This is a genomic window from Caballeronia sp. Lep1P3, assembly GCF_022879595.1.
GTDB lineage: Bacteria > Pseudomonadota > Gammaproteobacteria > Burkholderiales > Burkholderiaceae > Caballeronia.
On record NZ_CP084266.1, the window covers coordinates 952,469 to 966,325 of the forward strand.

Here is a 13,857-nt window from a genome sequence, read left to right on the forward strand (position 1 = left end):
TTCCTTTTTATCGGCGTGCGCCCGGCGCATCAGGCCACCGCGTCCGCCCACTCCCACGCGCCGTCCGTGCCGAGCAGCGCGGCGAGCAGGCGGTAGTTCATTTCGTGGCTCGGCCGCGTCGCGCAGATGCGGCCCAGCAGCGGCGCGCCCGCGAGCGCGAGATCGCCGACGAGATCGAGCACGCGATGCCGCACGAATTCATCGGGCTGGCGCAGGCCGCCGACCACCCGCTTGCCGACGATCGCCGCCGTGCACGAAAGCCGCGCGCCGCGCAGGATCGGCATGCGCGTGAGATAGCCCGCGACGATGGCGGGCACCGCCCACTTGATCTGCCCGTAGGAGCGCGAGGACGCGATCTCGCCGGCGAAGCTCGCCGGCGTGATGAGGCCCCTCCAGCGCATGTCGCCGAAGCCCATGTGATCGTCGTTGCGCACGCTCATTTCGTAGTGCTCCGCAGGTTCGGCGCGCATTTCGCGACGCGCCGCTCCCTCGCCGTCGACGACGCTCACGGGCTTGAGCACACGCAAGAAGCGCTTCGGGCGCGCGATCGCCACGCGGCCGCAGGCGCGGATCGCATCGATCCACGGCTGCCCACTGCCGTCGAGAATCGGCACCTCTTCCGCGTCGAGTTCGACGATCGCGTGATCGATCTCACACGCGAGCAACGAGGCGAGCAGATGCTCGACGGTACGCACCGCCATGCCGTCTTGCGCGCGCAGCATCGTGCAAAGCGGCTGGCCGTGGCGCAATGCGGGACTGGCCGCGAGCGTCCCCAGTTCGCGCCCGCCGCGCATGCGCCGGAACACGATGCCGTGCCGCTCGCATGCGATCGCGACCGGCAGGATCCGCACGTTCACGCGCCTGCCGGTATGCAGGCCGTGCCCCGATAGTTCCAGCGGCCTCGCGAGCGTCCCTTCCTTCGCGTGCCAGCCTGAGGGCAGCTTCACTCGGCCAACGCCGGTGTCGACTCGCATGTTGCGGCTCCCCGATTCTCTTGTTGTTGATTGCGTTGCAGCAGTGCGCGCGCGTCGTCGTCATCGAGCGCATGCTGTGCGGCGAGCGCCGCGAGCTGTTCGTCCTGTCCGGCGCCGGCATCGCCCGCGCCGGTCACGCGTTCCCCGAGCATGTCGACGATGCGCGCGGCAAGCGTATGAACGGTTGCGCCTTCCGCGATCGCCATGATCGACAGCTTCACGCCGAAGGTTTCCTCGACGGCCATGCCGAGTTCCATGCCCATCAGCGAGTCCATTCCGAGATCGAGCACGGACCGGTCCCCTTCAATGCGCTCGGGCGACATGTGCAGGATGCGTGCGATCTGGCCGCGCAGCGCCGTTTCGACGAGCGCGACGGCCTGCCCCGGCGCAAGCGTGCGCAACTGCTCGAGCAGCACGACGTCCTCGCTTGCCGTCTCAGCCGCGCCGCCCGTTTGCAGCGCCGCGTAGCGCCGCGCGGTCGCGGCCGGCATGCCGCGGGCGATCGCGCGCCAGTCGAGCCGCACCACCGCTTCGCCGGCGCGCCCCATGGCCAGTGTGCGTTCGAGCGCGGACATCGCTTCGTCGGATGTGATCGATGCACCGCCGATGCGCGCCTGCAGCGCCTCCCGCGTCTCGCTGTTCGCCGCGAGAAAGCCGACATCCTCGATCGGCCCCCACGCCATGAATGCCGCAGGTAGCCCGGCCGCCCGGCGATGCCCGACGAGCGCCTCGAGGAAGCTGTTCGCTGCGACATACGCGCCCTGGCCGGGATTGCCGAGAAACGTCGTGGCCGACGAATACAGCACGAAGAAATCGAGCGCGCACTGCCTCGTCGCGCGATGCAGGTTCCAGGCGCCGGCGACCTTCGGCGCGAGCACGGCCGAAAAACGCGCGTCGTCGATATTGCGCAATAGGCCGTCGTCGATATGCATCGCCGAATGCAGCACGCCCTTGAGCGGCGTGCCGCGCCGCTCGATCGCGTCGATCAGTGCGTCGAGCGCCGCGTCGTCGGCGACATCGCATGCCGCGACCGACACCGTCACGCCGTCTTCGTCGCGCCAGCGGTCCACTTGCGCCTGCTTGCGGGCATCGAGCGCACCGCTGCGGCTCGCGAGCGTCAGGTAGCGCGCGCCGCGCGCGATCATCCAGCGCGCGGTGGCGAAGCCGAGTCCGCCCGTTCCGCCGACGATCAGATAGGCCGCGTCCGGGTTCAGCGCGAAACTCGGCTGCGCGACCCCGCGCGTCGGCGCGGGCGTGCCGGCCGGATACGTGACGAGCACCTTGCCGATCTGCCGCGCCTGCTGCATGTAGCGGAACGCCTGCTCCGCACGCGCGGCGGGAAACGCGCGATACGGCAGCGGATGCAGCGCGCCGCTCGCGAAGAGCGCCACGACTTCCTGAAAGAGGCGCGTCGTGAGTTCGGGCAGCACGCCCATCAACTGGTCCGCGTCGATGCCGAAGTAGCTGATGTTGTTGCGGAACGGCCGCAATCCGATCTGGCTGTTCTCGTAGAAATCCCGCTTGCCGAGTTCGAGGAAACGTCCGAACGGACGCAGCGTGTCGATGCTTCGCACCATCGCTTCGCCCGCGAGCGAATTGAGCACGATATCGACGCCCTCGCCGTTCGTGCGCGCCCGGATTTCATCGGTGAAGGCGAGGCTGCGCGAGTCGAAAACGTGGTCCGCGCCGAGCAGACGCACGAATTCGCGCTTTTCGTCGCTGCCGGCCGTCACGAACACTTGCGCGCCGAGATGCCGCGCAATCTGGATCGCCGCGATCCCCACGCCCCCCGCGCCGCCGTGAACGAGCACGCGCTCGCCGCGTCGCAGCCGCGCGAGTTCGCACAGCGCGTAATACGCGGTGAAGAACGTCGTCGGGATCGTTGCGGCTGCCTCGAAGCTCATGCCTTCGGGCTTGCGCGCGATGGCGCTCGCGCGGGTGTAGACGCGCGAGGCGAAAGAGGCGGGCGCGAAGCCGAGCACGGCATCACCCGGCGACCAGCCTTCGACGTCCGCGCCGACCCGCACGACGCGGCCCGACAACTCCATACCGATGGTCGCGCCGGCGAAACCCGTCTCGACCGCTTCGTCGGAGAGCAGGCCCATCGAATACATCACGTCGCGGAAATTGAGGCCGGTCGCGACCGGCTCGATCTCCACTTCGCCGGGTCCCGGCTCGCGCGCGGAAAGGCTGAACCATTCGAGGTTGCGCAGCGATCCCGGCATGTCGAAGGCCAGGAACGCGTGCGCCGCGTGCGGCGCGACGTTGCCCCGCGCTTCGGCTTCCTGCGCCGGCAGCATGCGCGGCAAGTAGCGGCCGCCCGGCGCGAGCAGCACTTCTTCTTCGCCGTCATCGTCGACGAGCGTGCGCGACAGTTCCGACACCGCCTCTTCCCCGGACGGATCGACGTCGATCAGGCGCATGGCGAGCGCCGGATGCTCGTTCGCGGCGACGCGGCCCAAACCCCACAGCGTCGCCTGTTCGGGATGGAGTGCCGGCGCGCCCTCGAACGGCGCACCGCCGCGCGTCACGACGCACAGTTGCACGCGCTCCGCGAGCCCGGCGGCATCCAGTTCGCGCACGAGCGCCGCGAGCGCGTTCGCGCCGCCTTGCTGTGCGCGCATGATGTCGGCGGAACCCGCGTCGCCGTGGGTTGCGTGCGGCGCCACGAACGCGATGTGCGCGCGTTGCTGCCCGCTCACGCGCGAGACCCAGGCGGCGGCATCGCGAACGCGCGCGGTCTCGACGCGGCAGCCGATGCGCGTCAGTTCACCCGACAACGCGGCCGCGAACGCGTCGCCTGCTTCGTGCGCGACGAGCCACTGCGCGCCGTCGCCCCGAAGCTCGACGCGCTGTTGTGCGGCAGCCGGTTTGCGCGCGAGCACGACCGTCGGCGCGCCTTCGAGGTCGGCGTCGCCTTCCAGATGGCGCACGATGTCCGTGAAGCCCGCGCGCCCGCAGAGCGCGAGTATCGCGGACGGCGCGAGCGTCGCGTGCGTCCGATCCGCGATGTCATCATCGTCAGCGCCGCTCGCGCTGAACACGATGTCGGCGAAACGGCTGCCGCGCGCCTCCGCGATCACGACGATGCCGCCCGGCGCGAGCCGCTCGACGATGGCCGCGAGCGCCGCAAGCGGGTCCGCCTGCGCGCCGAGCAGCCGGTTCGCGACGATCACGTCGAACGGTGCGTCGTCGCCGCTGCGCGCGAGCGCGCCGCCTGCATCCAGCGCAAGCGTGCGGATGACGGCGCGGCCTTCCGCCTCGAAACCGGCAAGCTGCTGCTGCGTGCCGGCGAGCGTGTATTCGCAACGTCCCGGCGCCGCGTCGATATCGAGCGGCTGCAGCACGTCGCCGCCCGGCGCGCCGATTTCCAGCACGCGCAGGCGGCGCGCCTGCGGCCAAGCGGCGACCGCCTCGCCGATGCACGCGGCGAGCATCGCGCGCGCATGCGCCCACGTCGGCGACGCATCGAAGAACTGTTCGACGAGACTGCGGCCCGTCGACGAAAGCAGCGCGGCGGACGATCCATCGCCATCGCGCAGCACGCGCGGCAGCGCCGCACCGGCATGCGCGAGCAAGGTCAGCTCCGCGACGTGCGCGGGCGACGCCGCCAGCACGTCGCGCCACAGCGCATCGCGCGGGGGCATCGCGGCGCAGGTCGCGTCGGCGCGCACGAGACGCTCGCCATCGCGATAAGCGAGACCGTCTTCGACGACGATCTGCGCGAGCCGCGCTGCGAGCCGTCCGTTCGACCACGCGGGCAGCGCCGGCTGCGCGAACGCGTCGAGCGCATCGAGCGCTTCCAGCGCGTGCAGGCCCGCGAGCACGTCGAGAATCGGCAGCATCTCGTTCAGATGACGCGCGCGCTCGGCGCCTTCCTCGCGGGAGCCGACACGCGCACTCGCCCGTTGCGCGAGCGCCGCGGGGGACGGCAGCGCGGCGGCGTCGAGGCCGTCGCGCAAGGGCAGGGCTTCGAGCGCATAGGCGAAGCGCGCGGGCGCACCCTGACGCGCGGCCAGATCGACGCGACGGAAGCGGCACGCCGACAGACGCGCGACGATCGCGCCGCCTTCATCGAGAAACGAGAACGACGCGACGATCGAATGTGGACTGCGCCGATGCACGCGCGCGAGCACGCGCCGCACGCGATCGCCGCGCAGGAAATCGACGCGGCCGATCTGCACCGGCACGAACGCCGCCCGCGCATCCGCTGCCGATGCGCCCTTCGCGCGCAGCACGGCGAACAGACGATGAAAGCCCGCGTCCATCAGTGCGGGATGCAGCAGGAAGTCCGCGAGCGCGTTCGCGCCGTTCGGTGCGGCGGGCGCTTCCAGTTCGGCGAGCGCATCGTCGCCGCAGACCCGCACGGTTTGAACCCAGCGGAACGCGGGACCGTATGCGAGGCCGAGCGCGGCGGTGCTCGCGTAGAGCGCGTCGCCGGACACGTCCGCGCGGGCGTCGGCATTCGCGAACGCCGCGGTATCCGCGATGCTGTCGGCGCGAAGCGTATTGCCGCTTTCGAGCAGACGCCCCGTCACGTTCAGATTCCAGGCGCCGTTGCTCATGCGCTCGCGCGTTTCGATAGTGAAAGACGCGGTGCGCGCATCGACGATCAGCCGGAACACTTTCGCGTGCTGCGGCTGGAACACCACCGGCATGCGGATTTCGATGTTCTCGACGGCCGCATCCGGCTTGCCGAAGAACACGCGCGCTGCGGCCAGCGCCATTTCGACGTAGCCCGCGCCCGGAAACGCGACGCCGCCATCGACGACGTGATCGGCGAGCATCGGCACGCGCTGCGGATCGAGCTGGTTTTCCCAGGCGAACGCGTGTTCGTGCAGCCGGTAGCCGAGCAGCGGATGGTCCGCGCGCCGGTTCACGAGGTTGTGGCCCTCCGCGCTCGCTTCGAGCCAATACCGCTCGCGCTGCCACGGATAAGTCGGCAAGGCGGCGATCGGGGCGGGCGGCACCAGCCGCTCCAGATCGACGCGCGCTCCGTGCGCGACCGCGCTCAGCACGGCATGCGCGAGCATCTCGGCGGTGTCGTGCTGGCGCTTGAGCGTCGGGACGATCGCGCCCGGCTGCCTGAGCGCGTCGAGCGTCTGCTTGACGTAGGTGCGAAGGATGGAATGCGGCGCGATTTCGATGAAGACGCGCACGCCATCGTTCGCAAGACGCGCGATGGCATCGCCGAAACGCACCGGCTCGCGGATATTGCGCCACCAGTAGCCAACGTCCAGTTCCGTGCCGGGCAGGATGTCGCCCGTGACCGTCGACACGAACGGGACGTCGCCGTCGCGCGGGGCAAGCCCGGCGAGGCCGTCGCGCACGAAAGGCTCGATGCCGTCCATGAGGCTGCTATGGAACGCGTAGTCGAGATCGAGCATCTGGAAAAACTGGCCGCCGCGCGCGATGGCTGCGCCGAGCGTCTGCAGCGCGTCGGGCGCGCCGGCGAGCGTCACGCTCTCCGGGCTGTTGCTTCCCGCCACGTCGACGATGCCGCCGATATCGAACTCCGCGATCAGCTCGCGCGCCGCCGCCTCGCCGATGCCCGCCGCCGCCATTCTGCCGGTGCCGCGCGTCAGCGCCTGCGCCGCGCTGCGAATGCGGATGACGCGCACGGCTTCTTCCAGCGTCAGCGCGCCGCAGGCCCACGCCGCCGCGATCTCGCCGACGCTGTGGCCGACCGTCGCATCGAAACGCACGCCACGCGTATCGAGCACGCGCGTGATGCCGACCTGCATTGCAAACAGCAGCGGCTGCGCGTTTTCCGTCGCCGCGAGCCATTGCGCGCCGACGCCCTCGCACATCGCCGCAACCAGCGATGCGCTGCCGTCCGCGCGCCACAGGGCGTCGACTTCGTCCATCGCGGCGCGGAACACGGCGTCCTGCGCGTAGAGCTGCTTGCCCATGCCGGCCCATTGACTGCCGTTGCCCGCGTAGACGAACGCGACGCGCGCGTCCATCTCGGCGGTTTGCGCCTGCGCGATGCATGACGGCAGCGCGCGATCCGAGGCTTCGGCGAGCGCGGCGAGCGCTTCGCGACCCGCATCGGCATTCGCCGGCGCGACGACCGCGCGATGTTCGAGCCACTGGCGGCGTCGCGCGGCGCTGGCCGCGAGCGCGGACCATTGCGCGCCTCTATCGAGACGCGCGAGATAGCCTGCGGCGAGCGCGGCGAGCGCAGCCGGCGAGCGCGCGGCAAGCACGAGCGGCGGCAGCGGCGCATCCCCGACCGCGGCGCGTTCTGTGCCGGACGCGCTCGCATCGGATGCGCGCGCCGCTTCTGTCAGCACGACGTGCGCGTTCGTGCCGCCAAAGCCGAACGAGTTGACGCCGACCGCGAGCGGTTCGTCCTCGCGCGCGGCAAGCGGCGTAAAGCGGTCCACCACGCGCAGACGCCCGCCTTCGAAATCGATGGCCGGATTCGGCGCTTCGAAATGCAGCGAGCGCGGCACCGCGCGATGCTTCAGGCAAAGGACCGCCTTCAGCAGACCGGCCATGCCGGACGCGGTTTCCAGGTGTCCGATATTGCTTTTCACCGAGCCGATCAAAAGCGGGTCCGTCGAAGGACGCCCGCCCGACACGGCGTCGATGAGCGCACGCGCCTCGATCGGATCGCCGACCGCGGTCCCGGTGCCATGCGCCTCGAGATATGCGAGCGCGCGCGGATCGACGCCCGCACGGCGATAGACCGTGCGCAGCAGGTCTGCCTGCGTCGCCGATGCGGGCACGTTGATGCCGCCGTGCGAATGGCCGTCGGAGTTCACGCCCGAGCCGGCGATCACGGCGTGGATCGTGTCGCCGTCCGCGAGCGCCCGCTCGAGCGGCTTCAGCAGCACGAACGCGCCGCCTTCCGAGCGGACGTAACCGTCGCCCGTCGCGTCGAAAGCGCGGCAGCGTCCGCGTGGCGAAAGCATCGACGCCTTCGAGAAACTCACGAAGCCGAACGGATGCAGCAGCAGGTTCACCCCGCCCGCGAGCGCCATTTCCGTCTCACCGGACTGCAACGCCTGCACGGCCTGATGAAGCGCGACGAGCGACGACGAGCAGGCGGTATCGACCGACATGCTCGGGCCGCGCAAATCGAAGAGATACGACACGCGGTTCGACGCGATGCTCAGCGCATTGCCGGTGGCCGAATACGGATCGACGGAATTGAGGTCGTCCATCGTGCGGTTGCCGTAGTCCATCGTCGCGACGCCGACGTACACGCCGCAGTCGCGGCCACGCATCGCCGCCGGGCGCACGCCCGCGTCCTCGAAGGCTTCCCACGCGAGTTCGAGCAGAAGCCGCTGTTGCGGGTCCATCTGCGTCGCCTCGCGCGGCGAGATGCCGAAGAAGGCGGCGTCGAAGCCCGCGACGTCGTCGAGCACGCCAGCCGAGAACGTGTAGCTCTTGCCCGCCTCGCGCTTCGACGGATGCTGATAGAACGATGTCCCGAAGCGCTCCGCCGAAATCGTGGTCACGGCGTCGCGCTCGTCGCAGAGCAACTGCCAGAAGTCGTCGGGCCGGTTCACTCCGCCGGGAAAGCGGCACGCCATCCCGATAATTGCAATCTTTTTATCCGTCATCATGCTGGGCACTGCTGTAGTGTTTCTCGCGAAGGTGTGACGACGCAGCGCGGCTGCTTCATCGCGCGGCGTATGGCAAAGCCGAGATCCTCGACGCGCGCGTGCCGCTGCGCGCCCCCATCGTCCGCGAAGTTGCGCCACACGAAGTAGTCGCTATGGACGGGCTCGACGCCGAGCGCGTCGAACACCGATGTCATGGCGGGAACGTGGTCGCCGTAGAAGCAGAGCACGGTCGGCCGTTCCCGTTGTTTGAGGTAATCCGTGAGCTTGCCGATCATCGCGTCCGCGTGTTCGACGTGCCGGAGATAGGCGGTCAGATCCCGCCAGCGCGCATCGTCGCCGAGTGTGTGCCGCGCGGCCGATTCGCCCGGCGCCACCGCTTCGAGATGCAGCGGGCCGTGATTTTCCATCGTGATCGCGAACGCGAAGAGCGGCTCGCTGGCTGACTCGTCGAGCAAGGCGATGAGCGCATCCGCGACCGATGCGTCGCCGACATACGGACCGACGCGCGGCGCATCGCCGAACGCACGTATGTCGCAAAAGCGGTCGAACTGCATGAAGCGCAGCGCACGGCGCCGGCCGAAGAAATCGCCGTAGTACGGATGCACCGCGCACGTCCGGTATCCGCCGCGCTTGAACCACGCGGCAAGCGATGCCGTCGCGCGGCGCACGTACATGTACGGATAGAAGCGCGAGTAACCGAGCGCGTCCGATGCGAGGCCGGTCAGCATCGCGAATTCGCTGCGCATGGTGTTCGCGCCCCACGCGGGCACCGTCAGCCGCCCGTGTTCGAGCGCCTCGTCTTTGATGCGATCCAGATGCGCGTAAGGCGCCGACAGGACGAAATCGCCGAGCCGCCGCGCGTCGAACCACGATTCGCTCTGAATGACGATGACATCGGGACACGCACCGGCGTCCGGGCGGCCCTGCGAAAGCGGCGCGGCATCGGCGGCGCGCGCGAAGGCTTCCCGCTCGGTGCGTCGCATGCCGTTCAACAGATACGCGACGAAAGTGGCGAAGAAACCGAACGCCTGCTGATCGGCCATCGGAGTGAGCGACAGCGCAAGACGACGCGACAGGACGAGCGCGAACGCCCCGCAGGCAATGGCGACAAGCGCCGCGACGCATCGAACGGTCGCGCTCGCCGCATCTTCGAGCAGAAAGCCGGTTGCCGCCGCCGTCACGCCCGCGACGATGCCCGCGACCTTGCCGGCGCTCAGAAATGGCAGATAAAGGCGCGGGTGCGAGAACGCCTGACTGAAAAGGCTGAGATCGGTGAATACGAAAGGCTCGCGCAGCGACTCGAATTTCGCGTTGCTGATGACGGCGAGGAGCGCGATCCACGCGAGCGCAGCGCACGCCGAGAACACGGGCCGCGCGGTGAGCGCGAGCGCGCAGCCCGCGACGACCGCGACGGCCGAAGCGTGCAGCGCCATCGCCGCGAACGGACGACGAAGCGAGCACCGCGGCACCGCGATGGCCTCGACGCCAAAAGAGAGCGCGACCGTCGCGGCCGCCAGAGCGGATGCGGCGAGCACGTCACATGTCCCGGCGAGGGAGAAGCGACATGCGGCCGAGGATGGCATCGGCAAGAGCGGCGGGAAAGAGCCGCAGCAGCTTCATGCCGAAGGCGAGGCTGAACGGAAACGCGATCTCGACGCGCCGCAGCGACAGACGCTTGCGGATATGGAGCGCAGCCCTCTCCGGCGTCCACATGAAGGGCTTGCTGCCTGGGAAGACGTCGCTCATTGCGGTTCGCACGAAACCCGGCATCACGACCGAGACGCCGATGCCGTCGCGCGCGAGCAGCGGGCGCACGGAATCGCACCAGGCGACGAGCGCCGCCTTGCTCACGCAGTACGCCGGCGAAATAGCCATGCCGCGCAGCCCGGCGAGCGAGCTGACGAGCGCGAGCTGGCCGCGCCGGCGCGCGCGCATGCGCTCGATGACAGGGAGCACCGTGTTCAGCGCGCCATAGAGATTGGTATCGACGATGGCAGCAGTCCGCTCGATGTCTTCCCAATCATCAGGTGACCTAAGCGTACTTGCAATGCCGGCATTCGCGATCACGAGATCGACGGGATGCCGCGCATCGAAATCGAGCATCCAGCGGGCAAGCGCGGCCTGATCGCGCACGTCGATGGAAGCGCTAACGACATCCGCTCCGCGCGCGCGGCACGCCGCCGCGACCGAATCGATGCGTTCCGCATCACGGCCGATCAATCCGAGCGTGACACCGGGCACGGCATAGCACGACGCCAGCGCGCGGCCCAGGCCGGCGCTCGCGCCCGTGATGACGATGGTTCGCGGCTTGTCTGCGTTCACCTGCCTTCCCCGAATGCGGACACCATTGGCTCCCCACTATCTCAAAAAATGCACTTGAAGTTTTATGCGTATCCGGCATGCAGCGTTATGCACCGCCCAATACGCGAGTTCGAAAAGCGCGGTTAATCAACGACGAAGCCGGATCGCAGAGCGCTTAGGAGACCTGAAAACAGTAATAGGAGCAACGCGAGAAAGCGCGCGAATATGACCGCGCCCGACTCGACCCGCGCTACGGGCAAAGACCCAGCCTCGCCGCCTGCATTTCCTGTCACAATTTTACACAAATATATTATGCGACCGCTACATTTACCTTGCACTGTGTCGTTCCCGCCACGCGCATCCGGCATTAATTTCCGGCGTCCTGCTGACCGACAAAAGACGAATCACGCTTCTTCTCGATGACCGGAACCGGCTTCATGCGACGCCTTTCCTGCCAGGCCCAACGCAGCACCATTCCGAAGCCGACGCATACGGTCCCGTTGAGCGGAATTAGAAAATAATTGCCTCGGTCAAGCGCTACATACGTCGCGAAAAGCGAATAGAAAAAGGTGAATAGTTCGCCCGCGAGCAAAACCGCGTTGATGCGCGGCATCAGTTGGCGATATGCGTCCTTGCCTTTGGGCGTGCGGTGGAATTCGCTATAGACGCCGAAAAGCGCCCGCACGCCGCCCGCGAAGTAATACCAGGCCATCGGCAAAAACATCGCGATATAGCGATAGGTATCCCAAAGCGTGTGCGCGATGCTGCGCCTGTCGTCGAGCCGGGCGCCCTTGCGCGCGCCGAACGCATTGCCCAGCGCCCATATCGCGACGAGCACGAAGAACGCGAGCGCAGCCCAGTGAATGCCGGGGCCATCGAGATGAACGAGAAAGGTGAGCGGCAGACTCAGCATCACGAGAACGTGGATCGAGGCGAGCAGCACGGAGGAGAACATCACCGAAATGGCGTGCAGGCGTTTCATCATCGGCATGCGCTGCGACAGCATTTGACCGACGTGCTTGAATCCGCTGTGAATCAGACCGCGTCCCCATCGTTCGCGTTGAATGCGGAACGCACTGATGGTCTCGGGCAATATCGACATGGATACGACATCGCGCAGATACGCGTATTTCCATTCGCCGAATTGCGCGCGATAACCGAGGTCCACGTCCTCCGTAACCGTGGACGCATTCCAGCCGCCCAACGCATCCACGCACGTCTTGCGCCATACGCACGAGCTTCCGCTGAGAGAAGCCATATCGCCGTCCTCGCTCAGTCCCACGGTGACATATTGCTGATGGCCCATTTCCATCGCCTGAAAGCGCGTGAGAAACGATGCATCTTGATTCTCGTATCCGATTCCCGTTTGAAGAAAGCCGAGCTTCAGGTCCTTGAAACACGGAATCGTCTTCTGCAGAAAGTCGGCGGGCGGAATGAAATCCGCGTCGAAAATGGCAAAGAATTCGCCCGACGACTGCTGAATGCCGTAGACGAGATTGCCCGCCTTGAAGCCGGTGCGCTTTGGCCGCCTGATGAAACGAATCGACACGCCCTCGCGCGCATAATGGTCGACCTTCGCCTTCGCGAGTCTCGATGTCGCGTCCGAGGAATCGTCGAGCACGAGAATCTGGAGCGCATCGGATGGGTAATCCAGATGGCACACGGCGTCGATCAAGCGCTCGACGACATCCGCCTCGTTGCACACGGGCAGCAAAACGCTCACCGGCGGATGAAACGGTTCTTCGCATTCGCCCGCGAGCCGCGCGTACTCAGTCAGCTTGCGCCGTTCCACCTTGCGCGAGATGAGCAGAACGCGCAATTCGAGCAGCACGTATAACGCGAAATAGGCGACCACCAGCAGAAATACGAGCTGGGCAAAATAGGAAAGAAGCGCGAGCATCGTGACCGTTCCTTCAGATCCCCACGACGCCGCAGACTTCTTCCAGCCGATGCGCCCACGTATGGTTCTGCCGCACATAGCTCGCGCCCGCCTTGGCGCGTTCGAGGTCGGCGTGCGAAGGACCGTGACGCAGGCGCGCGAACAGTTCACGCGCTTCCTCGGGCGTGTTCACGACATGGCAGAAGTCGCGGAAATACTTGTCGACGGCGCGGCTCGGATTCGTCACCGCGATGCCGCCGCACGCCAGAATTTCGACGAGGCGGCGAGAGAACATCGTCTCGGACGCCGTGACTGAGTTCACGTTGATCGACACTACATGCGACTTGTAGACCTGCGCGGTTTCGCGATGCGGCACCTTGCCGTGCAGATGCAAGTGACCCTTCTTCGGGAAGCGGAACTCGAAGTGACGCGACAGGCGATCGTGATGCCGGTCGTACACGTTCAGACGCATCTGGCTGTGCTCGCAGGTATCGAACATCATGTCGAGAAAACGCCTGCGCTCGTTGAGAATGCACCGGTAATAACTGCCTGTGAAGCACGCCTCGTTGCGCGTGAAATTGAAGTCCGAAAAGCTGTGCGATGCCGGCTGATACGGCATGACGAGCGTATTCACCGGCACATGCGCGGGCACCTGCCGGCGATAACGCTCGACGCAGTCCTTGTCGGTCGTGAAGACATAGTCGAAGCGCTTCGCCACGTCGATGAAGGCCTCGAAGAAAGGACCGTCATCCTTGTTCCAGAAGACGGTCGGGATGCCCGCGTTGCGCGCGAAATCGACGAGCCGAAAAATCGTGACCGGACGGCTCAGGCGCATGAGCCGCGACTGCTTCGCGAGCTCGTAGCGCCAGCTGCCGTCGACGCCATGAAACGCGGATTCGACAAAGATTAGATCCGGCTTCCATTCGTGAATCACGTTCTCGTAATTCGAAGGCGTCAGCACGCGGATGCGGCATTCCGCCGAGAGACAGTCGGCGGTGAAGTAATCGGAGACGAGCGCGATTTTCAGGCGGCCGAAACGCCCCGCATGCTCGACGTCCTCCGCGACTTTCGGATAGTCGTAGACGAGTGAGCCCAGCTTTCTGATGACCCTGCCAACCATTCAATC

6 protein-coding genes are annotated in these 13,857 nt (G+C 67.1%); all 6 read right to left on the bottom strand.

Annotation, left to right across the window (positions count from 1 at the left end; translation table 11 throughout):
- Positions 1-29 precede the first annotated feature (29 nt).
- On the bottom strand, positions 30-947 hold the full coding sequence (locus LDZ27_RS18920; protein ID WP_244817260.1) for a UDP-3-O-acyl N-acetylglycosamine deacetylase: 918 nt from the start codon (positions 945-947) through the stop codon (positions 30-32).
- Entirely contained in the window at positions 944-8,548 is a 7,605-nt protein-coding gene (locus tag LDZ27_RS18925) for a type I polyketide synthase (RefSeq protein ID WP_244817261.1), read from the bottom strand. The genes LDZ27_RS18920 and LDZ27_RS18925 overlap by 4 nt, the downstream gene beginning before the upstream one ends.
- Positions 8,548-10,086, bottom strand: a complete 1,539-nt coding sequence (locus LDZ27_RS18930; RefSeq protein ID WP_244816412.1) for an LTA synthase family protein — start codon at positions 10,084-10,086, stop codon at positions 8,548-8,550. Before LDZ27_RS18930 ends, LDZ27_RS18925 begins: the two co-directional genes overlap by 1 nt.
- A gap of 1 nt (position 10,087) precedes the next feature.
- On the bottom strand, positions 10,088-10,873 hold the full coding sequence (locus LDZ27_RS18935; protein ID WP_244816413.1) for an SDR family oxidoreductase: 786 nt from the start codon (positions 10,871-10,873) through the stop codon (positions 10,088-10,090).
- Between the two features lie 346 nt (positions 10,874-11,219).
- Positions 11,220-12,752 carry a glycosyltransferase gene (locus tag LDZ27_RS18940; protein WP_244816414.1) on the bottom strand — a complete coding sequence of 511 codons (1,533 nt, stop codon included), beginning with the start codon at positions 12,750-12,752 and terminating at the stop codon, positions 11,220-11,222.
- A gap of 13 nt (positions 12,753-12,765) precedes the next feature.
- Positions 12,766-13,851, bottom strand: coding sequence for a glycosyltransferase (locus LDZ27_RS18945; RefSeq protein WP_244816415.1), 1,086 nt, complete (start codon positions 13,849-13,851; stop codon positions 12,766-12,768).
- Between the last annotated feature and the right edge of the window lie 6 nt (positions 13,852-13,857).

What these genes read in the sequence shown, in the direction of transcription:
- LDZ27_RS18925 (WP_244817261.1), bottom strand. Translation starts at nt 8,548, where the DNA reads ATGACGGATAAAAAGATTGCAATTATCGGGATGGCGTGCCGCTTTCCC.
- LDZ27_RS18940 (WP_244816414.1), bottom strand. Translation starts at nt 12,752, where the DNA reads ATGCTCGCGCTTCTTTCCTATTTTGCCCAGCTCGTATTTCTGCTGGTG.
- LDZ27_RS18945 (WP_244816415.1), bottom strand. Translation starts at nt 13,851, where the DNA reads ATGGTTGGCAGGGTCATCAGAAAGCTGGGCTCACTCGTCTACGACTAT.